Annotated in this window: 26 protein-coding genes and 1 other annotated feature; of the genes, 6 read left to right on the top strand and 20 right to left on the bottom strand. The window is 39.9% G+C overall.

The genetic code is table 11. The features are described 5' to 3' along the window. Nucleotides 1–9: 9 nt before the first annotated feature. The 4 genes from ACP69X_RS08540 (at nt 10) to ACP69X_RS08555 (ending at nt 2,828) form a co-directional block, all read left to right on the top strand. Nucleotides 10–777 carry a lytic transglycosylase domain-containing protein gene (locus ACP69X_RS08540; RefSeq protein ID WP_073979841.1) on the top strand — a complete coding sequence of 256 codons (768 nt, stop codon included), beginning with the start codon at nt 10–12 and terminating at the stop codon, nt 775–777. A 275-nt stretch (nt 778–1,052) separates the two neighbouring features. Further along, nucleotides 1,053–1,451 (top strand): thiol management oxidoreductase, encoded by a 399-nt coding sequence (locus ACP69X_RS08545; RefSeq protein WP_269103941.1) that lies wholly within the window; start codon nt 1,053–1,055, stop codon nt 1,449–1,451. Further along, nucleotides 1,448–2,359: a ClpXP adapter SpxH family protein gene (locus ACP69X_RS08550; protein WP_041089848.1), complete on the top strand. Its 912-nt coding sequence runs from the start codon at nt 1,448–1,450 to the stop codon at nt 2,357–2,359. The genes ACP69X_RS08545 and ACP69X_RS08550 overlap by 4 nt, the downstream gene beginning before the upstream one ends. 295 nt (nt 2,360–2,654) lie before the next feature. Beyond that, entirely contained in the window at nt 2,655–2,828 is a 174-nt protein-coding gene (locus tag ACP69X_RS08555; protein ID WP_039177829.1) for a hypothetical protein, read from the top strand. Between the two features lie 106 nt (nt 2,829–2,934). Here the strand turns inward: ACP69X_RS08555 and pepF are convergent, their stop codons facing one another. The 4 genes from pepF to mecA all read right to left on the bottom strand — a co-directional run bounded on the left by pepF (nt 2,935) and on the right by mecA (nt 8,572). Next, nucleotides 2,935–4,761: an oligoendopeptidase F gene (gene pepF / locus ACP69X_RS08560; protein ID WP_281733681.1), complete on the bottom strand. Its 1,827-nt coding sequence runs from the start codon at nt 4,759–4,761 to the stop codon at nt 2,935–2,937. 214 nt (nt 4,762–4,975) lie between these two features. Further along, nucleotides 4,976–6,136: a competence protein CoiA family protein gene (locus tag ACP69X_RS08565; RefSeq protein WP_426052591.1), complete on the bottom strand. Its 1,161-nt coding sequence runs from the start codon at nt 6,134–6,136 to the stop codon at nt 4,976–4,978. A gap of 162 nt (nt 6,137–6,298) precedes the next feature. Then, complete coding sequence (gene cls, locus ACP69X_RS08570) at nt 6,299–7,819, bottom strand: cardiolipin synthase (protein ID WP_041089842.1); 1,521 nt, start codon at nt 7,817–7,819, stop codon at nt 6,299–6,301. An 87-nt stretch (nt 7,820–7,906) separates the two neighbouring features. Continuing rightward, complete coding sequence (mecA, locus tag ACP69X_RS08575; RefSeq protein ID WP_024425038.1) at nt 7,907–8,572, bottom strand: adaptor protein MecA; 666 nt, start codon at nt 8,570–8,572, stop codon at nt 7,907–7,909. 263 nt (nt 8,573–8,835) lie between these two features. On the opposite strand from mecA, the gene ACP69X_RS08580 reads away from it, so the two are divergent. Continuing rightward, nucleotides 8,836–9,501, top strand: a complete 666-nt coding sequence (locus ACP69X_RS08580) for a TerC family protein (RefSeq protein ID WP_075611246.1) — start codon at nt 8,836–8,838, stop codon at nt 9,499–9,501. 39 nt (nt 9,502–9,540) lie between these two features. On the opposite strand, the gene spxA is transcribed toward ACP69X_RS08580, so the two are convergent. The 9 genes from spxA to ACP69X_RS08625 all read right to left on the bottom strand — a co-directional run bounded on the left by spxA (nt 9,541) and on the right by ACP69X_RS08625 (nt 17,475). Beyond that, a complete protein-coding gene (spxA, locus tag ACP69X_RS08585; RefSeq protein WP_003211421.1) occupies nt 9,541–9,936 on the bottom strand; it encodes a transcriptional regulator SpxA in 396 nt (131 codons plus the stop codon). Between the two features lie 193 nt (nt 9,937–10,129). Beyond that, nucleotides 10,130–10,708, bottom strand: coding sequence for a GNAT family N-acetyltransferase (locus ACP69X_RS08590; RefSeq protein WP_024425040.1), 579 nt, complete (start codon nt 10,706–10,708; stop codon nt 10,130–10,132). A 137-nt stretch (nt 10,709–10,845) separates the two neighbouring features. Then, nucleotides 10,846–11,133, bottom strand: coding sequence for a hypothetical protein (locus tag ACP69X_RS08595; RefSeq protein WP_426052592.1), 288 nt, complete (start codon nt 11,131–11,133; stop codon nt 10,846–10,848). A gap of 18 nt (nt 11,134–11,151) precedes the next feature. Then, a complete protein-coding gene (locus tag ACP69X_RS08600) occupies nt 11,152–11,637 on the bottom strand; it encodes an HIT family protein (protein WP_426052593.1) in 486 nt (161 codons plus the stop codon). Nucleotides 11,638–11,841: 204 nt separating this feature from the next. Beyond that, nucleotides 11,842–12,762, bottom strand: coding sequence for an ABC transporter ATP-binding protein (locus tag ACP69X_RS08605; RefSeq protein ID WP_024425041.1), 921 nt, complete (start codon nt 12,760–12,762; stop codon nt 11,842–11,844). A gap of 1 nt (nt 12,763) precedes the next feature. Then, the gene (locus tag ACP69X_RS08610) at nt 12,764–13,843 is read right to left on the bottom strand and encodes an ABC transporter ATP-binding protein (protein WP_025093404.1); all 1,080 of its coding nucleotides are present in this window, start codon (nt 13,841–13,843) and stop codon (nt 12,764–12,766) included. Between the two features lie 12 nt (nt 13,844–13,855). Next, nucleotides 13,856–14,773, bottom strand: a complete 918-nt coding sequence (locus ACP69X_RS08615; protein WP_268473858.1) for an ABC transporter permease — start codon at nt 14,771–14,773, stop codon at nt 13,856–13,858. Nucleotides 14,774–14,776: 3 nt separating this feature from the next. Further along, entirely contained in the window at nt 14,777–15,721 is a 945-nt protein-coding gene (locus ACP69X_RS08620; RefSeq protein ID WP_269103946.1) for an ABC transporter permease, read from the bottom strand. Between the two features lie 116 nt (nt 15,722–15,837). Then, nucleotides 15,838–17,475 carry a peptide ABC transporter substrate-binding protein gene (locus ACP69X_RS08625; RefSeq protein WP_411264426.1) on the bottom strand — a complete coding sequence of 546 codons (1,638 nt, stop codon included), beginning with the start codon at nt 17,473–17,475 and terminating at the stop codon, nt 15,838–15,840. A 482-nt stretch (nt 17,476–17,957) separates the two neighbouring features. Then, nucleotides 17,958–18,178: a binding site (T-box leader), on the top strand. Nucleotides 18,179–18,231: 53 nt separating this feature from the next. Here ACP69X_RS08625 and trpS point away from each other — a divergent pair. Further along, nucleotides 18,232–19,227: a tryptophan--tRNA ligase gene (gene trpS, locus ACP69X_RS08630; RefSeq protein ID WP_305960965.1), complete on the top strand. Its 996-nt coding sequence runs from the start codon at nt 18,232–18,234 to the stop codon at nt 19,225–19,227. A gap of 34 nt (nt 19,228–19,261) precedes the next feature. On the opposite strand, the gene ACP69X_RS08635 is transcribed toward trpS, so the two are convergent. The 7 genes from ACP69X_RS08635 to ACP69X_RS08665 form a co-directional block, all read right to left on the bottom strand. Further along, nucleotides 19,262–20,014, bottom strand: a complete 753-nt coding sequence (locus ACP69X_RS08635; protein WP_073979845.1) for a YjbA family protein — start codon at nt 20,012–20,014, stop codon at nt 19,262–19,264. A gap of 157 nt (nt 20,015–20,171) precedes the next feature. Further along, on the bottom strand, nt 20,172–21,071 hold the full coding sequence (gene opp4C, locus ACP69X_RS08640; protein WP_080772319.1) for an oligopeptide ABC transporter permease: 900 nt from the start codon (nt 21,069–21,071) through the stop codon (nt 20,172–20,174). Nucleotides 21,072–21,104: 33 nt separating this feature from the next. Then, nucleotides 21,105–22,055: an ABC transporter permease gene (locus tag ACP69X_RS08645; RefSeq protein ID WP_034621771.1), complete on the bottom strand. Its 951-nt coding sequence runs from the start codon at nt 22,053–22,055 to the stop codon at nt 21,105–21,107. A 216-nt stretch (nt 22,056–22,271) separates the two neighbouring features. Then, nucleotides 22,272–23,906, bottom strand: a complete 1,635-nt coding sequence (locus tag ACP69X_RS08650) for a peptide-binding protein (RefSeq protein WP_075611239.1) — start codon at nt 23,904–23,906, stop codon at nt 22,272–22,274. An 85-nt stretch (nt 23,907–23,991) separates the two neighbouring features. After that, a complete protein-coding gene (locus ACP69X_RS08655; RefSeq protein ID WP_041089820.1) occupies nt 23,992–25,014 on the bottom strand; it encodes an ABC transporter ATP-binding protein in 1,023 nt (340 codons plus the stop codon). Then, complete coding sequence (locus ACP69X_RS08660) at nt 25,011–25,991, bottom strand: ABC transporter ATP-binding protein (RefSeq protein WP_269103948.1); 981 nt, start codon at nt 25,989–25,991, stop codon at nt 25,011–25,013. Before ACP69X_RS08660 ends, ACP69X_RS08655 begins: the two co-directional genes overlap by 4 nt. A 149-nt stretch (nt 25,992–26,140) precedes the next feature. Further along, the gene (locus tag ACP69X_RS08665; protein ID WP_426052644.1) at nt 26,141–26,944 is read right to left on the bottom strand and encodes a DUF2268 domain-containing protein; all 804 of its coding nucleotides are present in this window, start codon (nt 26,942–26,944) and stop codon (nt 26,141–26,143) included.

The raw sequence follows: 26,944 nt of genomic DNA on the forward strand, positions 1-26,944 counted from the left end.
AGGAACATGATGAACGTTAATCAACTTCAATCCTTTATGCAGCTTCAAGCGCTTAAAACGTTACAAACAGATCCAGCACAAACGCAAATGTCTGCCGGTCAAGAATCAAATGCCCAAGCTTCATTTCAATCGCTGCTGCAAGATTTTTTAGGCGGATCGGAATTATCACGTCTCCCGCTATCCATTTCTGCTTTTATGGGCACGGACCCATCAACGGCTCCGAACACGCAATATGCGCGTACAAACCCATATTTATCTGCGATTGTCGGCAGTGATCAGCTTCCAGCTCAATCTTTGTATGGAAATGACAATCAATTAAATACAGCGAACGGCATTGGAAATGTCTTAAACAACAGCTACACACCGCCGCTTCAAAAGGCTGTCTCCAGCGGCTCATCATCAAAAGAGATTAATCAAATCGTGTCACAAATGGCTCAAAAGCATGGCGTTCCTGAAAAGCTTATTCACGCAGTCATTAAGCAGGAATCCGGCTATCGCACGAATGCTGTCAGCCATGCAGGTGCGCTTGGTCTCATGCAGCTCATGCCATCTACGGCTAAGTCACTTGGTGTAAATAATGCCTTTGATGCTGCTCAAAACATTGAAGGCGGTACGAAGTATATAAAACAAATGCTTCAGAAATATAATGGAAATGTCTCACTCGCCTTAGCTGCCTATAATGCAGGCTCAGGGAATGTTGATAAATATGGTGGCATTCCTCCATTTAAAGAAACACAAAATTATGTAAAGAAAATCACAGCTCAATATTTCGCTTAAACCGAAGAGAATAACCTCTTCGGTTTTTTGTATGTCGCTTTTCCCCCTTTTTTGACTGAATGTGTTATGATATGGTCAATTGATCACGGAACCCAACCCACTCTTTATTTAGAGCAGACCAAAGCTGTTTGTTTGTGGAATTGAGATGAGGTTGTTAAAATAAGTACAAGAATAGAAACAATAAAATAGAACAAACTGAATATCACTTTTGAAATAAATGAAATGCGCAATAGGGTGAGTCATCCTATTAACTACGAGTAAAAGGAGTAGTCAACATGGTACAATCGTTTAACGCACCTTACGAAGCGGTTGGAGAGGAACTTCTATCGCAACTTGTTGATACTTTTTATGAAAATGTAAAGTGTCATCCTTTGCTTCATCCTATTTTCCCGGATGACTTAAAAGAAACAGCAAGAAAACAAAAACAGTTTTTAACGCAATATTTAGGCGGACCACCGCTCTATACAGAGGAGCATGGCCACCCAATGCTGCGGGCGAGACATCTCCCTTTTCCGATTACTGAGGAGCGGGCGGACGCATGGCTTGAATGCATGGAGGATGCAATGGATCAAGTAGGACTAACCGGCGATATTCGTGACTTTTTATTTGAACGGCTTTCTCTGACGGCTCGTCATATGGTCAACCAAACAACTGAGAAGGATGGACGATCTTGAGCTGCAATTCGCACGATCAATATTTCTCACACTGTCACGGACATCCTCAAAAGCCGATTGAAATCTATGTATTCATTGATCCTCTAAGCCCAGACTGCTGGTTATTAGAGCCATCCATTAAAAAATTGAAAATGAAATATGGCCGTTTTTTCACTTTACGAACGGTAACAAGTTCTAGTATTAATGCATTGAATCGGAAAAGAAAGAAGCATTTACTGACTGAAGCATGGGGAAAATTTGCCACTAAAACGCAGACCAAAAAAGAACAAATGCTGTCTGAACAAATTGTGACATCACCCTACCTCGCCTCACTCGCATTAAAAGCAGCGGAGCTTCAAGGTAGAAAATGCGGAATGAAATTTTTGCGTCTCATTCAAGAATCGCTTTTTTGCCATCAGCAAGATGTCACAAGTGAGCAGGTGCTGATAGAAAATGCAAAAAGTGCTGGTCTGGACATCGAGGAATTCCAGCGCGACATTCATTCTCAAAGTGCGGTGAAAGCACTGCAATGTGATATGAAAATTGCAGCTGAAATGGACGTATCTGAGCTTCCGACCTTCGCCTTTTTTAATACCGTAAATGGAGATGAAGGATTAAAAATTTCAGGTGCCTACTCTTATGATATATACGAGGAAATCCTTTTTGAAATGATTGGTGAAAAACCAACACCATCAGAACGGCCTCCAATTGAATGGTTTATTGCATACTTTCAATTTGCATCCGCAAAAGAGATAGCCGTTGTTTATGACCTGACGCTTGAAGAAGTTGAACGAGAAATGAAGAAGCTGGCTTTCGCTCAAAAGGTAGAACGTGTACAAGTGCAGCAAGAAATGTTTTGGCGCTATAAAGAGAATGACCACCATACAGATCTTGATGTATATCGCTGTGAAAATGAACATGGGTGCTGACCCATGTTTTTCTTTACTCTAAAAAGGAACGTTTGTTCCATTTATAGACACGAAGAAACCGCGCCGGGATAAGCGCGGTTTCACTATGTCTTAACGACAACAAAGGGGATGGGAGAAATTTTTCACGGTCAAACAAAGGGGTAATGTTTGTATGTGATTAATTTCACATCTGTAGTATATCAAATTTTGTCGACTTATGACAACAGATATACTATATGTTCATATTTTTGTCACAAAACATAAGAGGGTTGTCACTTTCATATAGTAAAAGTAACAAAAAAATGGGGGGATCTGCATGCGCAGCACAACTATTGGACTTGTTGCCATTGGCTTATGTTTCTTTTTAAATATATTAGGCTTAATGAAAATGCTTCCTCTTTATTTGACGTCTCCACTCTTATTTGCTGCGATTCTTTTTACGCTTTATCGAATGAATCATCGTAAGACCTTTAGAGGTTTTAAAGGTTGATCATTAAAAAGGATTGGCCTCTACATCTGAAGAGGTCTTTTTTATGAGAAAAAAACTCCTGTCAAAAGATGAGCTGGCACTCACACGTCTGACAGAAGTCTTTTCATTACTCACCTGTTTTGGAGATGAGCTCTTCCATTTCTTTTAGTTTTTCTTCAAACAATTGGCATGCTGCTTCAATTGGTTCTTTAGAAGCCATATCAACACCAGCTTTTTTCAGCACATTGATTGGATAATCAGAGCTTCCTGCCTTAAGGAAATCTGTATAGCGCTCTACCGCTGGTTTTCCTTCTTGTAAGATTTGCTTGCTTAATGCCTGCGCCGCACTATAGCCTGTTGCGTATTGATACACATAATAGTTGTAATAGAAATGAGGAATTCTCGTCCACTCTAATCCAATTTCCTTATCAACCACCATGCCGTCACCAAAATACTTCTTGTTCAGGTCATAATAAAGGTTCGTCATAAATTCTGGCGTTAAAGCCTCTCCTTCTTGTGCTTTCACATGAATAAGATGCTCAAACTCAGCAAACATCGTTTGTCTGAATACTGTTCCTCTAAACCCTTCTAACAAGTGGTTTAATACATACAAGCGCTGTTTTTTATCGTCTAAATGATTAAGCAGGTATTCGCCTAGTAACGCTTCATTTGTAGTGGAAGCCACTTCAGCTACAAAGATACTATAGTTTCCATACGGATATGGCTGGTGTTTTCTTGTGTAGTAGCTGTGGACAGAGTGCCCAAATTCATGAGCCAGCGTAAACAAATTATCAATGTTATTCTGCCAGTTCATGAGGATATATGGATTTGTACCATAGCTTCCTGATGAATAAGCACCGCTTCGTTTGCCTTTATTCTCATAAACGTCTACCCAGCGATTTTCGAGTCCTTCTTTTAACACAGACACATATTCTTCTCCTAATGGCGCTAACCCTTTCAGCATATAATCCTTTGCTTCATCGTAGGTGAGCTTCATGCCAGCATCTTTCACAAGTGGTGTATACAAGTCGTAATTGTGCACTTCATCAAGCTTTAATACCTTTTTGCGTAATTCAATATAGCGGTGTAATAACGGTAAATATTGATGAACTGTATCAATTAGATTGTCATACACTTCTTCTGGGATGCTGTTTCGTGATAATGCTGCTTCTCTTGCTGATTTGTAATTTCGTACTTTTGCATAAAAGTTATCCTTTTTAATTGAACCGCTTAGTGTAGAAGCAAGTGTGTTCTTGTACTGATCATACGTTTTATACACAGCTTTAAAGGCATTCTTTCTCACTTCACGATCGTCACTATTTAAAAATGTGATAAAGTTGCCGTGGGTAATTTTCTTTTCCTCCCCATTCTCATCCTTTACAGAAGGGAATGAAATATCGGCGTTGTTAAACATACTAAAAGTAGTAGATGAAGATGAAAGTGGTTCAGAGGCCTCAGCTAATAAAGCTTCTTGTTCCTCACTTAAAATATGTGGACGCTCTTTATTAATTTCTTCGAGAGCATGTGAATACAGTTTTAATTCTTCTTTTTCCAGAATAAATTGCTGCAATTTATCTTCTTGAATTGATAAAATCTCTGGAACAATATAAGCAGATGTACTAGACAACTGTGTAAATAGATTCGAGGCTTTATCATTTAACGCCTGAAAGGATGAGTTCGTTGTATCTTCATCGTATTTCATGTGCGCATATGTATAAAGCTTGCCAAGCTTTTCAGAAAGTTGATCCTGAAAGGTTAGGGCTTCATACAGGACATCAGCAGAATGGGCCAGCTTGCCTTTAAATTGGGCCAGCTTCGGAATTTCTTTTTTGACCGCTTCGAATTCCTTGTTCCATGCATCGACGCTTTCAAAAATATCTTCAAGGCGCCATTTGTTTTCTTCTTTTACTTCGCTTCTGTCTGGTAGATGATTGTTTTTGTTTTGTGAAGTCATATGAATCCCCCTTGCATGAGTTGTGTTGAACCAACCTTTCGGAAAGTGAAAGAAATTGGTGTTGTATTTATCTTCTTTGTTTTGAACTATATTTGTCAAATCATATGCAGAAATAAATACCAAACAGACTAAAAAAATGAGAAAAAAGCGTTTCTTTCGATTCAATAGCAGCACCACCTTTTTCTTATCATGATCAAAGTGGTCATGAAACATGCTAATGAAATAAGAAAGCATCTCGTTTTAACACTTCATCAAGTGTTTGTATTGGCATTTGATTCGACGATACTTCATAATTACCCTCTTTTGTCATATGTAAAAACCCTTGTCTTACAAGCGCCTTTACATATTCAGTGATTACCACTTTTATTTCTTCTCTTGACACATCACTATATCGGAGTTTCACTTCTTTCATCTGCACACACCGGTTGATTTCTTTCATCAGCTGTTGAATCGTTACTCGCCTGTTTCCTTTTTTCCTCATCATCCAATCATAGAGACATCCCTGCCAAACATATACGGGACTTGTAAAGATATAGGCTTCTTGCACCGGGATAAATAATGCAGTCGGCAAAAAAGGAAATGCTGTTTGATGATGCTCATAAAAAATATCTCTCAAACGTTTGCTTTCATTTGATAAAATGCGAGGAGGACGCTGCCTAAATTGCTGTATACATTTAAGCCATTGTTGGTTTACTTGACGCTTGCTTGAGGGCGGAGATAGGAGTGCCGGAATTTTGCTGTATGTGGAAGGTGGTCTGACAGTCATTGCCGCACATATTTTCTTTGGTTGAAACACGAGAAATTGATCAAGATGGATGAATCTATTGTGGATCGGGCAGAAAAAAATCAACCGCCTTTTCTCTGATTCCCTTAAAATTCCCCAATGAATGGAGGAGAAAGAAAAAAGCTGGGCAGATTTTCGTTTCAAACGATTTGCCCCTATCATCCATATAGGAAAGAGACCTGCTTCACGGAGACCTGCTGTTCTTCTGCGTAGCTCCTGCCGGGAAATATTTGCACATTGAAATTCGATTGCATAGGCTTCATTTCCTATAGAGACGGTCACATCAGGACGCTGATGAACCTTTGACATATACTTTTCCAGCGCCGGTTTATGTCCAAGCCGCTTCAACCAATTCATAATGGCTTCCTTTCCCGCCTGATGATAAGCCGTTTCGCCTGAGTCTAACGAACATGCTGTCAGCTGTTTATGCGCAAAATGATAGACACGATGCTCCCCTAGCTTTAATTGCACCTCCTCCCTGCATTCAGGACAATAAAATTTGCACGTCGTTCTTACATGCTCCAGCCGACTTTTCGATAGATGATTTGTAATTCGGATAAGCTTACCGTTATCCATCATTGCTGCATTCATTCAGTTCGCCCCTCGCTCTTTGATGACTGTATTATAGCTTGTTCGTTTATAAGAAAGCGAAAAGGGAAAATGAATTTTTACCGTGTCAAAAGATGATTTTACTAATCATAACTTCAGTAAAATAAAAAATCCCCCTTATAGAAAAGAGGGGAAATACAATCTTTATAAAAGTGGTGATAATAATCTTGCGGTTGATTCAAACAGTCTGACCCTCAAAGGTCTCTTTGCGAACTCTTCTGACACAATTTCATGTGACTGCTCTAAATCACCTAAGAAATCGTTGACGAGCTTTTCTGTGCTTTTCGTTTTATAGAGGAAGGCATTCACTTCAAAGTTCAAATGAAAGCTTCTCATATCCATGTTTGCCGTTCCAATTGAAGCCAGTTCATTATCCACAATAATAAATTTACTATGCATAAAGCCTTGATCATACTCGTACACCTTCGCCCCTGCATCAAGAAGCTCCGGGAAGTATGAACGAGACGCATGGAACACAATCCGTTTATCTGGATTCTTTGGAGCAATAATCCGGACATCTACTCCGCTCAATGCGGCAATTTTCAAAGCGGACAAAATATCATCATCCGGGACAAAATACGGTGAAGCGATCCAGATGGACTTTTTAGCGGAGATGATCATAGAGAAAAAGAGATTTTTAATGACCTCCCACTGCTTGTCAGGCCCGCCAGCAATCATTTGTACGCCTTCTGTTGTACTCTCAAGGTGGCTGAAATCTTTGAAATAATCCACACCTGAGCATCTTTCATTCGTCATATAATACCAATCCTGCATGAAAATCTGCTGGAGGTCACGAACAGCTTCGCCTTTAATCATCAGGTGTGTATCACGCCAGAATCCATATTGTCTGCTTCGGCCCAAGTATTCATCTCCAATGTTAAGCCCGCCGACAAATCCCACTTCTCCATCAATTACGACAATTTTTCTATGATTTCGGAAGTTAATTTTATTATTTAAAAGGGGGAGCCTTACTGGTAAAAATGGAACGATCTGAACGCCAGCATTTTCTAGGTCAGCAATATATTGACGAGAGAGCTTTAAGCTTCCTACATCGTCATATAAAAAACGGACAATCACGCCATTTTTCGCTTTTTCAATTAGAATCTCCTTTAATTCTTGGCCAAGGTCATCGTGGCGGAGAATGTAATATTCTAAATGAATGTGATGTGTTGCTTTTTTGATTTCTTCAAAAATATGAGAGAATGTTTCTTCACCATTGGTTAAGACTTTAGAGGACGTGCGATATGTAATAGGAGTATGTCCAAGTCTGTGGGCCAGTTTAAATAAGAGCTGCTGATGATCACCCATATGTGTCATTTTTTCAATCGCTTCTCTATGAATACGTTCATCTTCCTGGATTAACTGCTCGTCCAATACCGCTTTCTTTTCAAACAGCCGGCGCTTTTTAATATTGCGTCCAAAGAAAATGTAGAACAAAAAGCCGAATAATGGAAAGCTACCCAGCAGGACAAGCCATGTAATCGTTTGAGATGGATTCCGGTTCTCCAAGAAAATAACAAATCCGATGAAAATAATCGATAAAGTAAATAGAACACTGACAGAACTTAATACACTTACCGCTAAATCACCGGCAATCAATTGGATGATTATATAAGCACCTATCGTAATGATTAGAAAAAATAGAACTTTGACTAAATTTCTCATTTCATTTTTCTCCTTGCCGATCTCTTTATTTATCTATTCATTCAGATAAAAAAGCCGATTCCTCTATAGAAATCGACTTTTTGTTAGTTACGAGAAGTGCTGTTGAATCGTTTCAAGGGCATTCCCTTCGATAATCAGCTGACCGTATTCTTTCAGTCTGTAGATGCTGACAACTGATTCATGAGCATATTCAAGCAAAATGCTGAGCTTATTCTCCACTTGCTCATCTGACAAATCCTCGTGGAAGTCAACATATAGATAATAACGGTTTTCAAACGAATATAAACTTGTGGTAAAATCCTGCATATTTAATTGAGAAAGTGCAATCAAATCTTCAAAATCATCCATTTTCAACACGAATTGAAGTTGAAGTTTTTTGTCCTTCTCATTATGGTCTTCTTGATCTTGCTCTTCTTTATGAAAATCATCAAGCAGTGCGTCTAAGCTTTCTTCATCTGTTTGATCTTTTTTATCTTCTGGAATCGGCAATTCGAGCTTTTGTCCATCTTTAGAAAGTTGGGCTTTTGTCACGACAATTTCAAGACCCTTGTCAAGTGCCTGTACTTGAATCCAAAGCGGTCCCTCTACTGCAAATTCTTCTTCTTCGTGCACTTCGTCCATTACTTCCCAAAACAGCTCTTCACTGCGCTCACGATTATACCAAATCTCTTCACGGTCAAATCCGCGATCTTCAATATCACCGTAGGAAATATAAAATTTTACTGTATGTTCATTTATTCTTTCGATTTCCATTTTGCCAACCTTCCCTTCTATATAAGATGTTGAAGGGACATACAAGCTCCCAATTAATAGTACTTTACTACACTTTACCCGTTCCGTCTACATGTTAACCGTTTAAAGAATTGAGGTATTGCTTCGTACTGTCTATTTTATGATAAAACATGAATAAAAGAAATAAAAACGCATTTTTTGCAGAGAAAACTTGCAGAAACATATATTTGAATTGTCCTCATATATTGGTTGTACGAGCTCTATTAGGACAAGAGGTGAATTGGATGGAAACAGAGTGGATCGTATCCTTACTGATGATTATTGGCATAGACCTGATTTTAGGCGGAGATAATGCGCTCATCATTGCAATGGCCAGTCGAAATTTATCACATGATAAACGCAATAAAGCCATTTGGATCGGCACACTTTTAGCCGTGCTGATGAGAATTACAATGACTGGTGCCGCCGTTTATTTATTGACTATCCCTTATTTGCAGTTTATTGGCGGTCTTTTTCTCCTTTATATAGGATACAATCTGTTAATTGAACAAAAGAAGGAATCGATTCGGATTAAGAGCAGCGGCTCCCTTTGGCGTGCAGTTCAAACCATTGTGATTGCCGACCTCTTTATGTCACTTGATAATGTCATCGCAGTTGCAGGTGCAGCAAAAGGCAACATGCTTCTGACCGCTTTTGGCCTCATGATTTCTGTACCGATTATTATTTGGGGAAGCAAGCTGATTCATGCAGCTTTAACCAAATTTCCGTTTCTTTTATACGGAGGAAGTGCGCTTTTGGCCTTTACTGGCGGAGAAATGATTGTGCGTGATGTGAAATTGACTGAATTTATGTCACAGCATGCCGCGCTTGAATTGATGCTTCCGTTTTTAACCGTCATAGTGGTCATATTAGCCAGCCTCTTTTACGAGCAAACGGCTGAAAACAAATAAAAAAAGCTGCCAAATGATCGGCAGCTTTTCGTGTTTTTATTAGTTAGCAAGTCGCTGAGCTTCTCTTAGTTGGAATGTACGAACCGTTCTTGGTAAGAAACGTCTAATTTCATCTTCATTGTACCCAACTTGTAATCTTTTTTCATCCAAGATAATTGGACGACGTAAAAGACCTGGATGCTCATTGATTAGTTTATACAATTGTTGAAGCGGCATTGTCTCAACATTGACATTTAGTTTTTGGAATACTTTTGAACGTGTTGAGATAATTTCGTCTGTACCGTCTTCTGTCATTCGAAGAATTTCTTTGATTTCATCGATTGAAAGAGGCTCAGAAAAAATGTTTCTCTCTTGATACGGGATATTGTGCTCTTCTAACCACGCTCTTGCTTTTCTACATGATGTACAGCTTGGTGATGTGTATAATGTTACCATAAATCTTCACTCCTCAATTTGTAGAATGAATATTGATCTGTATTCTTAAATTAAAATTGTTCTAAATAAGTAATCTTTATAGTGATTATACTATAAAAAAGTAAGTGTGAACAGATTTTCTTGCAATTTTTGTGACAAAAACTAGACAATTTCATTCATTTTGTGGTGCTGCTTGATGTCAGAACATTCTCATTTAGTCGAGATGATCGAAAATATTTTTTTGCTTTCTATTTTCAATGATCTTCAATACATCATCAACATCCTCATACGATTGTCCATACCATTCTTCATCTTTATACGTATGAATTCGTTCATAGGTCTTCCTCATGGCTTCCATGATCTCTTCCTCATGATTTGTAAGAGGCGACCAATAAAGAATTTCCATGCGGTTCACTTCATTTGTTGCAAGTGACCTGCGTTTATAACCAATTGATTCTGCATGCTTGAAGTGCTCTCTTTGGTAAAACTTTAGGCGTTTTGCAGTATCTGCATCATCTTCATCTACAGGCTCGACTTCAAGCAAGATCGGTTTCTTTTTTTCCTTCAGCTTATGAATAAGCTTTGACCCGAGGCCTTCACCTCTTGCATCTTTGGAAACAAATAAATAATCAATAAAGATGAAAGAATCAAATTCGGCGTACATCATCACATGATGAGGTCCTTCCTCCTTATGATAAATATCACTTCTTTCCTTTAATAAAGCTTCCATATGCTCTTTTGACTTCATTTCTTCTATCGGGAAGTATTCACTGAGCTTTTCATACCAATTCATGGATCTGCTCCTTATGCTATAGTTAAGAACCACTTCCTTAGATATTCCCGATTTCCTGCTATTTAAACGCCTGTACTAGTAAGACGCAGCAAAGTCTTCAGTAGTTTCACTTTTTTTCAATTAACGTAAAAAAAGTTTTATAACGAACGATTCATGACGAGTTGAATACAGACAAACAAGATCAGTGTCATCGTGATTTGCAACATGATGAAATAAAGATATTTTACACGCCGTGCTTCTTGCTTCTGCCCCCTTGTCTTTCGGTTAAGCATATATTCCACTGAAAAAGACACAATCCCAACGAGCACCATAAACAAGAGCATCCACTTTCCTCCGTTTGGTTTCCTGAAAAAAGACGTTGAAAATAGTATGAATACAATGAGAACATGAAGCAATGAATAACGATAGGTTTTCCATTTAAACATCCTATTTCCCCCCTTCTTTTATTTGTTTAATTCTTTGGTAAGAATGGTGATGGCTTCCTTAACTTCTACAATATTTTCTTTGGTGTTCATTTCATTTCTAGCATGAAGTAATACTGGTCGGACTGATTCAACTGAACGCCCGAAGTTATACATCCATTCATATCTTGGCACCATCCAAGTATGAAAATGATGGGTTGTATCTTCGTTGTAAAAATAATAGACATATTCTATCCCTAAAGCGGTTCTTTGTGCTTTTCTTATCCTTGCTAAAACGTCTATGTAGTCTAATCTTTCTGAATTAGTTAAATCATCTAAACATGTGATGTGTCTTTTTGAAGCTAAAATTATTAACCCTTTAATTGGATAAGCGACATCTTGATGGGCGTGAAAGTACTCTGTTTCAATAACCACGCCACCTTCTGGTTCAACTAATCCATTCGTTAATGCACAACTAAGACACTCAACTTCAACTGTTCCCCCATTTGATAATGTTATTCTTTTCAATTGTCCTCCCCCAAACGAAATAGTTTACAATTTGAAATTTCATAACATAAGCGTATCATATTTTTCCTTATTTTGAATTAAACTACTTATTTTCACTTCACCTATGATTGTGAGTTTATTTCTTTTTGATGAGTGACACTTTCTATATAGATGAAACTAGACCCAAATAAAAAGAAGCACTGCATTAGCAGTGCTTCTCTCTTTTTATGATTGTTTCGCCTGAAGCTCTTTGAATTCTTCCTCTGTGCAGCTCACAAAGTGACCTGGCTTTACTTCACGGAACTCGGTGTTTGTTCCTTTGTGAACAGATGGATCATACTTGATTCGTTTACGGTTACGCTCATAATCAGGATCTGGAAGCGGAATCGCAGACAACAATGATTTTGTGTATGGATGAAGCGGGTTTTCGTATAATTCATTCGCTGGTGCCAGCTCAACCAATTTTCCGAAATACATCACGCCGATACGATCGCTGATGTATTTTACCATGGACAGGTCATGGGCAATGAATAAGTACGTTAAACCTTTTTCCTCTTGAAGCTCTTTCAATAAGTTGACGACCTGCGCTTGGATCGACACGTCTAATGCAGAGATTGGTTCATCGGCGATGATGAAATCAGGCTCTACTGCTAATGCACGTGCAATTCCGATACGCTGTCTTTGACCGCCTGAGAATTCATGCGGGTATCTGTTCGCATGCTCTTTGTTCAATCCAACAGTTTCAAGTAATTGATACACACGCTCTTTACGCGCCTGTTTTGTTTTCGCAAGACCATGAATGTCGATGCCCTCTGCAATGATATCAAGCACTGTCATTCTAGGGTTGAGTGAAGCATATGGATCTTGGAAGATCATCTGCATTTGACGGTTGAACTCAAGCATTTTTTGTCTTGATTTCTTCCCGTGTACATTTTCCCCTTTATAAAGAACTTCACCATCTGTCGCATCATAAAGTCTAATGATCGAACGGCCCGTAGTGGATTTACCACAACCAGACTCACCTACAAGACCAAGCGTTTCACCTTTGTAAATATCAAATGAAACCCCATCTACTGCTTTCACAGTTCCTCTTGCTGTATGGAAATGCTGCTTCAAATTTTTGATTTCTAACAGTTTTTCTGCCATGCTATTCACCCTCTTTTACTAATACAGGTTTTTCGTAGCTACCTTCTAGTTCACGCATTCTCGCCTTTACAGAAGCAGGCGGTTCAACTTTAGGTGCATTTGGATGAAGTAGCCATGATTTCACATAATGCGTATCTGATACTTTGAACATTGGCGGTTCTTGTTCGAAGTCAATTTTCATTGCATAATCGCTGCGGAGTGCAAATGCATCTCCTTTCGGCGGGTTTGTCAGATCTGGTGGTGTTCCTGGAATGGCAGTCAGCTTTCCTTCTTCTCCGCCATCAGTGTCAAGACTCGGCATTGATGCTAAAAGTCCCCATGTATACGGATGCTTTGGATTGTAGAAAATTTCATCAACAGTCCCTGTCTCCACAATCTGTCCTGCATACATAACAGCTACACGATCAGCGACGTTGGCAACAACACCTAGATCATGCGTAATAAAGATAATCGAAGTGTCAACCTTTTGCTGAATTTCTTTCATTAATTCTAAAATTTGTGCTTGAATTGTTACATCAAGCGCAGTCGTCGGCTCATCAGCAATCAACAGCTTTGGATCTGCTGCAAGCGCCATGGCGATGACAACCCTTTGTCTCATCCCGCCACTAAATTCGTGCGGATATTGTTTAATTCTTTTTTCAGGCATTGGAATTCCTACAAGCTCCAATAGTTCAATGGCTCTTTTTTCAGCCGCTTCTTTTGAAATTTGTTCATGCTTGAACAGCACTTCTGTAATTTGCTTCCCGACTTTCATCGTTGGATTCAAAGACGTCATCGGATCTTGGAAGATCATTGAGATGTCTTTTCCTCGAATGGTTTGCATTTGTTTCTCGGTTTTCTTGACAATATCTTGGCCATCAAACAGGATCTGTCCGCGCTTGAAATAACCAGGCGGCATCGGAATTAGTCTCATGATCGCTTGTGATGTCACACTCTTACCAGAGCCAGATTCACCTACAATAGCAAGTGTCTCGCCTTTATTTAAGTGGAAGTTCACACCACGAATGGCTTGAACTTCTCCACCATATGTTTTAAATGAGATTGCAAGGTCTTTCACCTCTAGAATACGTTCACGTTCCATCCTAATCACTCCTTATTTACGCAACTTCGGATCTAAAGCGTCTCTTAGTCCGTCTCCAACCACGTTAAAACCAAACATTGTAATACAGATAAATGCGGCTGGGAACCATAATCTCCAAGGGTAGTACGTCATGGCTGGAATTCCGTCAGACGCCATTGTTCCCCAGCTCGCTAATGGAGCCGGTACACCAAGCCCTAGATAGCTTAGGAACGCCTCTGTGAAAATAGCAGAAGGAATCGTTAATGTCATTGTCACAAGAATCGGTCCCATTGAGTTTGGAATTAAGTGTTTAAATAAAAGTCTAGATGTTTTCGCACCTAATGTTTGTGCTGCAAGAACGTATTCTTGACTCTTTAATTGTAAAACCTGTCCCCGAACAATACGTGCCATGTTAATCCAGCCTACGACTGTCATGGCAAGGATAATCGTTAATAATCCTTTAGGAAGAACAACCATCATTAAGATGACCATTAATAGTGTTGGAATTGCCCATAAAACGTCTGCAATACGCATCATCACTTCATCTGTACGGCCACCTTTGAATGCAGCAATACTTCCCCAGATAATACCGATGATGACGTCAAGGAGCGCTGCAGCAAGACCGATGAAGATCGAAATTCTTGCCCCGACCCATGTACGGACAAACATGTCACGTCCTAAGTCATCTGTACCAAACCAGTGCTCTTTTGAAGGCGGCTGGTCAGCATTCAGCAAATCAGTCGTGGAGTAATCATATTTAGAAAACATTGGAACAAAGATGGCCAGCATCACAATAATAAAAATGATTGTGAGTCCAACCATTGCAAGTTTATTAGCACGGAAGCGAAGCATGGCATCCTTCCATAAAGATAGACTAGGTTTAGAAATTTTTTCAGATTCTGCTGCGTCAGCTGTCGCAGGCACAAATAAATCTTTTCTCATCTCTTCCATGTGTTAGACCCCTTTCTTCGCCTTCGTCAGTTTAATTCTAGGATCGATAATACCGTAGAGAACGTCAACGATTAGAATACTGACTAATAGAATAATACTGTAGAAGACTGTGACACCCATGATGACGGTGTAATCACGGTTTGTAATGCTTGTGACAAAGTGAGAGCCTAAGCCAGGGATACCAAATATCTTCTCAACGACAAAACTACCTGTTAAAACTGAAGCAGCCATTGGTCCCATGTATGTGATAACAGGCAACAATGCGTTTCGGATGGCGTGTTTGATCGTCACAGCTGATTTTGTTAATCCTTTCGCTCTAGCCGTTCTAATGTAGTCACTATTTAGTACTTCAAGCATACTTGACCGTGCAAGTCTAGCGATAAATGCCATTGGCATGAAGGAAAGTGCAATAGAAGGTAGTACGGTGCTGGCCCAAGACTCCCATCCTGCAACTGGGAAGATCGCTATAATGCTTGCCTCAGATGCAAATACATATTGTAGTAGCGCCGCTAAAATGAAACTTGGAACTGAGATTCCAAAGATCGTTAAAATGGCAATCGTATAGTCTTGCCACTTGTTATGATAGAGCGCTGCAAGGACCCCAAACAATACACCAAATGCTAATGCGAGGAGAATTGCCTCAATTCCGAGGGTAAAGGAAACGGGGAATCCAGAACTGATTAAGTCATTTACGGTTTGTCCTTTATATTTAAATGAGGGACCAAAATCTAATTTTGCAACTGAACCTAAGTAGCTTACATATTGAACAAATAAGGGCTTGTCCAATCCGTAGTGCTCGTTTAAGTTTGCTTCAATTTCAGCAGGAAGTTTCTTCTCTCCAGAGAATGGACCACCAGGTGCTGCCTGCATGAGAAAGAAAGTTGCAGTTACAATAACAAACAGTGTGATTAAAATATATATTAATCGCTTACCGATATATTTAAGCAACGGAATTGCACCTCCATGATTTTACAACAATTTCTCTAATCAGCAAGAAAGGTATATGGAGAGACATCCTCCATATACCTTAAGATCCTTGCCGTAGATCTCTTACACTATGACTCTTACTTTTCGAAATGTGCCCATTTGTATTGAACATCACCTAATCCAGATACAACTACACCTTTTAGTTTAGGATCTTGTACCCAAAGCTGAGTGTAGAAGTAAATTGGTGCTACAGGCATATCGTTGATGATGATTTCTTCTGCTTTTTTCAGCATTTCTTCACGCTTTGTTTTATCTGTTTCTTTTGCAGAATCATTCAACAATTGTTTGTACTCTTTGCTTTCCCATCCAGTGTCGTTGTTTCCACCGTCTTTATCTTTGTAAAGCTCAAGGAAGTTCACTGGATCGTTGAAGTCACCTAACCAGCCCATACGTCCGATTTGGTAGTCTCCGCTGTGGATTTTGTCGATGTATACGTTCCACTCAGAGTTATCAAGTTCAACTTTCACACCTAAATCTTTTTTCCACATTTCTTGAATTGCTTGTGCAATCTTTTGGTGGCCTTCATCAGTGTTGTAAGAAAGTTTCAATGTTGGAAGATCAGAAACAGATTTATAACCTAATTCTTTCGCACCTTTTTCAAGAAGTTTTTTAGCTGTATCTACATCATGATCTTTAAAGTAGCCAGTTTTGTTGCCCTCGAAACCATCCATTGTTGGTGGAACAATTGCCATTGCTGGAACTTGTTCACCTTGCGTAATTTTGTCAACGATCGCTTGACGGTTGATTGAGTATGCAAGAGCCTTACGGATGTTTGCATTGTTTAAAGGTTTTACTTCTGTGTTGAATTTGTAGTTATAGATACCAGCGATCGTTTGGATTTTCAGACCGCCTTCTTTTTTCAATGTTTTTAAAGACTCAGTTGGAAGGCTTCCAGTTGGAGAACCAGCCCAGTCAAGCTCGCCTTTTTTGAACATGCTAAGCTCAGTGTTTGTATCTTTGATCATAGACATGTTGATTTTTTTCAATTTCACAGTATCTTTATCCCAGTATTCATTGTTCTTTTCAAGCGTGATAGAACCGCCATGTTTCCATTTAGAAAGAACGAATGGTCCGTTAGACACATAGTTTTCACCAGCATTTGTGTACCAGTTTTTATTCTTTTCAGCCACTTTTTTGTTGACTGGCATATACGTATAGAATGCAGTTAGTTCAGTAAAGAACGGTGTTGGGTTCTCTAGCTCAACTACAAGCGTTTTGTCGTCTTTAGCTTTAATGCCAACATCAGCAACTTTCGCTTTCCCTTTGTTCGCTGCTTCAGCACCTTTAATATAGTAAAGCTGGTAAGCATATTGAGATTCATTTTTAGGATCTAATGCCCATTTCCAAGCATATTCGAAATCTTTAGCTGTAACAGGGTCACCATTAGACCATTTTGCATCACGAAGTGTGAATGTGTAAGTTTTACCATCAGCACTTGTTTTGATATCAGAAGCCATTGCATTTTCTGGCTTTCCTTCAGCGTTAATTCTTGTTAATCCTTCAAAAGTCTGACGGATGACACTACCTGAAGTTGAATCATTTGCCAATCCCGGATGTAGAGAAAAAGGCTCAGTGGAGATATTCACATTTAATGTTGTTTTAGCCTCTCCAGAACTGCTCGTGCTGTCGCCTGATTTGTTTCCGCTGAAACCACAAGCGCTTAATACAAGTGTGAAAATAAGCATTAAAGTAACAACAGACCAACGCTTTTTCAACTGTATTCCCCCTTATAATATGTTTTTAGTTCAAAGGTCTCGATAGAAGATGAGATTCAGATTTAAGAAATAGCGTAAAAAAGTCCCTAAATAGCTTACTTTCTATTTCTTTTGTTTTTTCTGAATTTTCACTATGTAAAGAGCCTAGCACAAACGTGTGAACAAATTCATTATAATGAATAGAATAATTTATTGCAATATCAATTTCATATATTTTTTAAAAACGTAAATGGGGATAAAGAGGGATTTTTATAAACTAAAGTCTCAATCACTTCAACAAATTAAAGCGTAAATTGATTAAAATAATTAAACAAATTGAGCAGGAATAATGTTTTATACATATAATTAATCATCCTTTTTTAAAAAATTCTGACAGATATTTGTTATTTTATCTAAAATTTTAAGTGTCTATAGGCATGATGAGAAGGTCACATAATGGCTTCGTGACTTTTTCATGGTCATCCTTTATAATAGATAGACATATTGTTGCGATGAAAAAGAAGAGTACATATATTCACCATTGACAGAGAGTCTGCGGCCGGTGTGAGCAGATAATGGCATGTATGGAATGGGCTTTGGAGCAGCTAACCGAACACTTCTAAAAAAGTGAGTAGGCTTAGACGGAGCAGTCTCCGTTATCAACGTCTTGAGTGATTTCTATGTGAAATAACAAGGGTGGTACCACGGTTCATTCGTCCCTTTTCTGTTGAAAAGTGATGGGTGGGCCTTTTTATATTGAAGAAAAGAGGTTTTAGTATGACAAAGAAGACAATTTTTTCAGGCATTCAGCCGAGCGGTTCTGTCACATTAGGGAACTATATTGGAGCAATGAAGCAATTTGTCGATTTGCAGCATGACTATGATGGCTATTTTTGTGTCGTGGATCAGCATGCGATTACGGTGAGTCAGGACCGATTAGCTCTCCGCCAAAATATTAGAAGCTTAGCAGCTCTTTATTTAGCTGTTGGACTTGATCCAGAGAAGGCGACATTGTTTATCCAATCAGAAGTACCTGCTCACGCCCAGGCAGGATGGATGCTGCAATGTGTTGCTTATATTGGGGAATTAGAAAGAATGACCCAATTTAAGGACAAATCCGCTGGTAAGGAAGCGGTTGTTTCAGGCCTATTAACATATCCTCCTTTAATGGCTGGCGATATCTTATTATATAGTACTGATTTAGTTCCTGTTGGAGAAGACCAAAAGCAGCATCTTGAATTGACTAGAACGCTTGCTGAACGCTTTAACCGAAAGTACAATGACATTTTCACTGTGCCTGAAGTGAAGATTCCAAAAGAAGGCGCTCGGATTATGTCTTTAACAGATCCAACGAAAAAGATGAGCAAATCCGATCCGAACCAAAAATCCTTCATTACCTTATTAGATGAACCAAAGCAGCTTGAAAAGAAAATTAAAAGTGCTGTGACGGATTCAGAAGGCATCGTCAAATATGACAAAGAGAACAAGCCTGGAATTGCCAACTTGCTGACAATTTATTCTGTATTAGGCAACATATCCATTGCAGAGCTGGAGCAAAAGTACGAAGGCAAAGGATATGGTGAGTTTAAAGGAGATCTTGCGAACGTTGTCGTTGATGCTTTAAAACCAATTCAAGATCGATACTATGAACTCATTGAATCAGACGAGCTTGACCGTATTCTAGACGAAGGTGCTGAAAAAGCAAACCGCACAGCAAACAAAATGCTGAAAAAAATGGAGAATGCGATGGGTCTTGGCAGAAAACGCAAATAAAAAAAGCTTGCAGCACTCCCGCTGCAAGCTTTTTCTAATTTACTTTTGATTCGTTTTCCATTTCCCAAAGCTTTTCGAAAAACGGCTGTCCTTTAATCATTTTTTCACAGAAAGCTAAATGATTTTCTGACCATCCATCAATCGTTTCATTGTAAAGCATGTTCCAAATCTCTTCGAATGACATTCGTTTGATTTGGTTGTACATGCGCGGGTTCCATTCCGTATACCAATAGGCAATCTCCGCCCTGTTTTGGAGCCCCTTTAATTGATCGAGCGCCATAAACATCAGCTGCTTCAGCTGTCTTTCTTTTCTCGTTAATCCGCTGATATGCTGCGGCGGCAGTGATAGAATGTGGTACTCCTTCGTCGATTCAAGACTGCCCTTAGAGAATTCATATTCTTCTGCCTTCACATCTTTCACCATTTCATAGACCAATTGCTCCTGCCTTGGGATCAAGCGGCTTTTTCTCACTGGAATGGAATAGCCAATCGTATCCACGGCAATGATTCGTATGCCGTCTGTGACTACAAAGCAATACTCTAATTTACGGCGCTCATGATTTTTTCGAATATATGATTTCTCAAATACAGACTCTAGCAGCGTCTTTGGCAGCTCTGAAAGATCATTCTCTATGTAATCAAACAAAGGACTCTGCACCTTAAGTAAAGGCACTTGATCTAACAGCTCAACGCTGTCCTCCTTACGCCACTCATGAAAATGACACACATTGTAGCCATTTTCTTCCCCTTCAAACCAATTCACCCATACGTCATGAAGAAATAACATAACCAATCCCTCACTTTATAAAAACTGTTGTCCACAGTATGGGCAAGGGATAGAGAAATTATTCCAACTTTATCAAAACTTCAAGCTGGATGAATGACGGCTTCGTGTCTTTATTTCATTCAGGAAACGGAGGACGCACGCAGAGCCCCTTTAAACCTTACTTCAGCTTTTTAGGATCAAGCGCATCTCTCAGCCCATCTCCTAAAAAATTAAAGCATAAAACAGTCAGCAAAATGAGTAAACCTGGGAAAAGCGGGTACCACCACGCTTGCACCATAATCGAGAAATTTTGTGCATCTTGCAGCATGTTGCCCCAGCTTGCCGTTGGTGGCTGAATACCAAAGCCAAGGTAGCTGAGCGTTGATTCAGCTAAAATGACAGAGCCTACTTTTAATGTAGCTGACACAATAATAGGACCGATACAGTTCGGTAAAATATGCGAAAAGATGATGACATGATTTTTCGTTCCAATGGTTCTTGCCGCGAGGACGAATTCTCTTGTTCGAAGTGATAAGAATTCACTGCGGATGAGCCTGGCGGTTGTTGTCCAGCCTGTCAAAGCAAAGATTAAAATCAATTTATCAATGCCCGGTTTGAAAATGGTGACAAGCGTGATCAATAAAAAAATGTCTGGAATCGACAACACGACATCCACAAACCGCATTAACAAGGAATCAACAAACCCTTTGAAATACCCCGCGACCGCGCCAACGACAGTTCCAATAGTGATTGCACCAACCACCGAGACGAAACCGACCAATAAAGAAACGCGCGCGCCATATAGCACCCTTGAGAAAATATCGCGGCCAAACTTGTCTGTGCCCATAAAATGCTCAGCACTTGGCGGCTGGAGCCGCTTCAATAAATCTTGATGCTCTGGTGCATATGGAGCGATCACTGGAGCAAAAATGGCAGAAAAAATAATGACCAATAAGATCACGGAGCCGGCAACCGCCAATTTATTTTTGAAAAATTTCTCGCAAAATAAACGCAGCATCGTCTCTGGCTTTGGCGGAAGGCCCTCCTTTAATTTGATATCAACAGGAGGTGTTCCCATATTAGGCTGTGCCAATTGTACTTCAGCTCCCTTCTAATATTCAATACGCGGATCAACGATCGCATATAAAATATCCGCTATTAAATTTCCCACCACCACGAGCACTGCGGAAATAACGGTCATCGCCATAATGACCGGATAATCTCTCGAAAAGGCAGAATCAATGAAAAGCTTTCCAAGTCCAGGCCATGTGAAGATTTGTTCCACCACAACTGCGCCGCCAATAAAGGATGGTATCATCAATCCGAAAATCGTTATGACAGGCATAAGACCGTTTCTTAAACCATGCTTAAAAATAACTTTGTTTTCTCTAAAGCCTTTCGCTCTTGCTGTGCGAATGTAATCCTGCCTCATGACATCAAGCATACTCGACCTTGTGTACCGGGTCAGCCCTGCCATATCAGCCGTTGCTAAAACAAAGGCAGGTAAAATAATGTGATGGAGCCGATCAAACACATTAAAATCGGCATTCAAGGTAGAGACTCCACCAGTCGGAAACCACCCTAGGTTCACGGATAAAACCATAATGAGGATAAGACCAAACCAAAAGTTTGGAATAGCCAGTCCGATAAAAGATGTAACCGTAATGCCATAGTCAAGCTTTGTATACGGACGTTTTGCTGAAAGAACACCAAATGGGATGGCGATCAGCAGGGCAACTAATGTAGAAAAAATCATGAGGATGAGGGTATTTGGCAGCCGGGCAAAAATCAAATCTGCCACGGGCGTTCCCTTTTTGACAATGGATGTGCCAAAGTCACCTTGAAGCATATTGCCAAGCCATTTCATATATTGCACATATTCAGGATCATTCAAGCCGTACTTATCAATAAAGGCTTCCCGGTCTGCCGCACTAATGGTAGGGTCCATCATGAGTGACATCGGATCGCCTGGTGCTGCTTTCATAATGGCAAAGGACAAAATGGTAATCCCTAATAAAATAGGAATAGAGAGCAATGTCCTTCTAATGATATATGTAACCATATGCACAACTCCTTTTTCATCGGATCGCCATTCTGTGAAAAAAAGGCTAAAATGATGTAATTTTAGCCCATTGTCTTCTTTTCAGCGTGATATGAAATCCCTTGAATTCTCGTGCTGATGCGGAGCGCGATTAGCAACACGCAAAGACCTGACACCTAATGCAAGGGATTGTTCTCACGGTGAAAGGGGAGAATCCTCCCCTTCTTCACTATCAGCCTACTGTTCAAGCCACCATTTTTCGATTTTGTAATACTCATCTTTCGGGTGGTAAGAGTAGCCTTGAAGATTAGATGGCATAGCGCGATGTGAGTTAGCATAGTAAAGGAACGTATACGGCTGATCCTCTGCGATCAGTTTATAAATTTTTTCATATGCCTTTGAATAATCTTTTCGATCGCTTAATTTTTTAGCATCAACTAGCAGCTTATCGACCTCTTTATTTTTATACCAAATGTTATTTAAGCCTTTTTCAGACTGGCTTGAGTGGAATATGCTGAATTGATCAGGGAATGTCGCAAGGCTCCAGCCGAGCAGCAGTGCATCATAATCCCATTTAGGCGGTGTCGTCTGCTCAATGAGTGCACTGAATTCCACAATTTGCGGCTTCGCTTCCACACCGATTTCTTTGAGCTGCTGCTGGACAACGACAGCGATATCTTCACGAACTTTATTTCCTTGGTTGGTCTTTATGACAAAGGAGAATTTCTTGCCATCCTTATCAAGATAGCCGTCTCCATCTGTATCCTCCCAGCCCTCTTCTTTCAGCATCTTTTTCGCTTTTTCTTGATCAAATTCAAACACTGGAACACTTTCATCTTTTGGATAGTTCCAGGACAGCGGACTTTCTGGAATGTTGGCTACTTTGCCGTCTCCATCTAGCACTTGGTCAACAATCGTTTGACGATCAATGGCATGTGTCAGCGCTTGGCGGACCTTTTTACTTTTAAAGAGTTCATTTTTCTGGTTCCAGCCAATGTATGAATAATTCAGACCTAAATCAGATTCAATTTTAATGTTGCTGACTTTTTCAGCTGTTTGCAGTTCGGCTCCTGGTACAGCAAAGAAATCAATATCGCCTGCCGACAGCTGAGCAATGGCTGCATTTTGGTCAGGAATCGTTTTAATCGTGACGGTATCAAGGTATGGACGTCCATCCCAATAATCGTCAAAGGCTTCTAGTTTGACGTAGTCTCCTTCTTTCCATTCTGCAAATTTAAATGGACCAGAACCGATTGGTTTTTTTCGGTTAAATTCGTTTTCACCGAGATCCTTTATAGGCACATCACCTAAAATATGCTTAGGTAAAATGCCGTAGCTTCCTAGTGTGACATTATAAAAATAAGGATCTTTTTTATTGAGCTTGAATTCGATCGAGTAGTCCCCTGTCTTTTTAACAGACTCTAATACTTCAAAGCCTGATCCGCGCTCCCCATTGTAGTCCTTATTGATTGGAATGCTGTATGTAAACACAACATCATCAGCAGTCAGTTCTTCACCATCATGAAACTTCACACCTTTTTTAATGGTGACATCAAACTGCTTGCCATCATCCGATTCTTTAATATCCTCTGCCAGCGATAGCTGAGGGTTCAGCTTTCCGTCTGTTTGAAGCAAGAAGCTGTAGATTCTTTCCTCAATATCAGAGCTTGCCACATCTGTAGAATACAGCGAGTTAAATAATGTTGGCTCTGCAATAGAACCGATGACAAGATCGCCGCCTTGTACAGGTTTACCTGTGGATTTCTTTCCACTGTCTCCTGACGTTTTATTTCCACTAGAACAAGCAGCAAGGATTAATGTAAAAATCAGCAGTAAACTGATCAAAATGGACTTTCTATTTCTAACTTTCATAGACAATTCCCCCTATCTTTTTTTAAAAATAATGACCGATTCCTGTTTCATCCCCCCTCTCAAAGATGAGATCATACAAGCTTGATCAAGCGTTGTAGAGGTGGCAGGCAACAAAGTGGTTCGTTTTTAATTCCTGAAATGCTGGTACTTTTTCTTTACAGATTTCTTTCGCATGCGGGCATCTTGTGTGAAATACGCAGCCTTTTGGCGGATTTGCAGGACTCGGCAGGTCGCCTTGCAGCATAATGCGTTCTCTTTTCACCTGCCCTTTTTTACGGGTGACAGGAACGGAAGAAAGCAGAGCCTGTGTATATGGATGGAGCGGTTCATCGTACAGACTATGTTTATCGGCAAGCTCCATCATTTTGCCGAGATACATGACGCCGACTCTATCGCTAATGTGCCTGACCACACTTAAATCGTGAGAGATAAATAGATAGGTAAGGTCAAATTCCTCCTGAAGCTCCTCCATTAGATTAATGACCTGCGCCTGAATGGATACATCAAGTGCTGATACAGGCTCATCTGCGATGATCATGTCGGGATTCATGGCAAGCGCACGAGCAATGCCGATTCGCTGTCTCTGCCCACCTGAAAATTCATGGGGATAGCGATTTGCAAAGCTTGGATGTAGACCTACCTTTGATAAAAGCTGTTCTACTTTTTCATTTCTTTCTTTTAAGGAATATAAGTGATGTGTTTTGTAGGGTTCTTTGATGATGCTTCGAAGTGTTTTTCTAGGGTTGAGTGATGCAAAGGGATCTTGAAAAACCATTTGGATGTTTTTTCGTGTAGATTGTCTTAGCTTTGATTCTGATACGCGTGTGATGTCTTGCCCTTTAAAAAAGATTTGACCGTCAGTTGGTTCATATAGGCGAATCATTGTCCGGCCTAATGTGGATTTACCGCATCCTGACTCCCCGACAATTCCTAACGTTTCACCTTTATAAATCTTCAAGTCTATGCCGTCAACAGCTTTTACTGCACCGACTTTTTTCTGAAAGACGCCCGCTTTAATCGGAAAATGCTTTCGAATCTGTTTCAGTTCAAGGATCGTTTCTTTCTCTGGTAATTCCGTTATTTGTGTTTGATTTTGAGCAAGGGTCATGTTTTGTCTGCCTCCTCATATAAGAAACATCTGACGCTTCTGCCATCTTCAAATGTTCTCAGCTTAGGCAGTTCACCCAGGCAGCGTTCCTTCACTTGCGGACATCTAGGAGCAAAGCGGCAGCCAGCTGGAAGCTGATCTGGCGCAGGAACATTCCCTTTGATCGCTGTTAACGGCTGTATGTCTCCGTCAATGACAGGAATTGATTCAAGCAGCCCTTCTGTGTAAGGATGAAGCGGCTGTTCAAACAACTCTTCAACGGTCCCATTTTCAACAACCTGTCCGCAGTACATGACAATTACTCGATCTGCTACTTCAGATACGACACCTAAATCATGTGTGATAAGAAGAATAGAAGTACCAAAGGTAGAGCATAAATCTTTCATTAATGTGAGTACCTGTGCTTGAATGGTCACATCCAGGGCAGTTGTCGGTTCATCTGCAATGAGAAGCTTCGGATCACAGCTGAGCGCTATGGCAATCATCACTCTTTGCCGCATGCCGCCCGATAAACGGTGCGGATAATCTTTCATGATTTGCTCCGGGCTGGAAAAACCAACAAGCTTCAGCAGATCAACTGCTTTTTTGACTGCTTCTTTTTTTGAAAGTTTTTTGTGATAGATGAGGATTTCTGTTATTTGTTCTCCGATGGTTAAGACGGGATTAAGTGAGGTCATGGGTTCCTGAAAGATCATAGATACATCATTACCGCGGATGCTGCATAATTCCTTTTCACTATATGTAACAAGGTCCTTTCCATCAAGTTTGATGGAACCGTCCATAATTTTCCCACCCGTTCCATGAATTAGACCCATAATGGATAAGGACGTAATGCTTTTGCCAGACCCAGACTCACCGACTAATGCGACAGTTTCTCCTCTGTTTATGCTGAAATCAACGCCATCAACAGCAGGTATCGGTTCCTTTTTTCGAAAAAAATATGTTTTTAAGTTTTGCACTTCAAGCAGCGTGCTCATTCATTCGCCCCTTTCTCCATAGATCAATAGAATTGAACCTGAATATTCCGTCTTTTTAAAATAAAAAGAATTATTTGTATATTATTACATCGCTATGACGAAATCAAGAAGTATTTAGTAAATTTGTAATACGTCTCTTTTTATGTGAATTATTCACTTTGTAATTCTATTGCCTTTAAAAAGGTTTCTGCTGGCTCTGCAATCATAGACTCCTCGCTGATACGGTGCTCATTGAAATATTTTTTCACGATATAAAACCCGGTAGCGTAACCAAGCATTTTAGGGTAGTTCCCTTTTCCATAAAGAAGATTCTGTATCAGCCTTTCGTCGTCCTGGACTTTTTGATCAAGATGACTGGATACCCATTTTTTGTACATGTTCTGAAGCTGAGTCTCGCTATATAAGGTAGTCCATTTCGCTGTATAGTTTTCTCCATATCTATGATACACAGCATATTCAGCGAGCCCCTCCATCATGATTGTATCGAGGAATGTAAAGTCTTTTTCTTCTTTTGAGAGAAAATGCAGCCTGCATACATGGTGATATTCATGAGTCAGCAATGTACCGATTCGCTCCTTCGGGGTATTTGGAGACAAAAAAAGAAAGACCTTGTCATCAAATGCCATACCGGATTGAAAATAAAATTGCTCTCTGATTTCTCTGCTGTTCTCGTTGACAGGTAAAATAAATACGGGAATGTCAGGGCCTTTCCACTGCTTTTGAAGCGTTTGGTATTCTTTCATGACAAGCTTGAAGTACCCTTTTTCCTTGAGCTTGTCGATCATGTTTTTGCACGAGCTCCAAGACCGAACCATCCCGTGATGCTGCAGATGAGCGAGGATAGACGACCATTCTTTTTCCTCTGCCTCTTTAAAATAAGGAACAAAGCGCGCCGCAAGCTCCTGAAATGATGATGATTGATGAATGAGATATTGTGTATTGATCAGACCCAT

The organism is Bacillus sp. DC4300-2b2, from assembly GCF_049895685.1.
GTDB lineage: Bacteria > Bacillota > Bacilli > Bacillales > Bacillaceae > Bacillus > Bacillus safensis.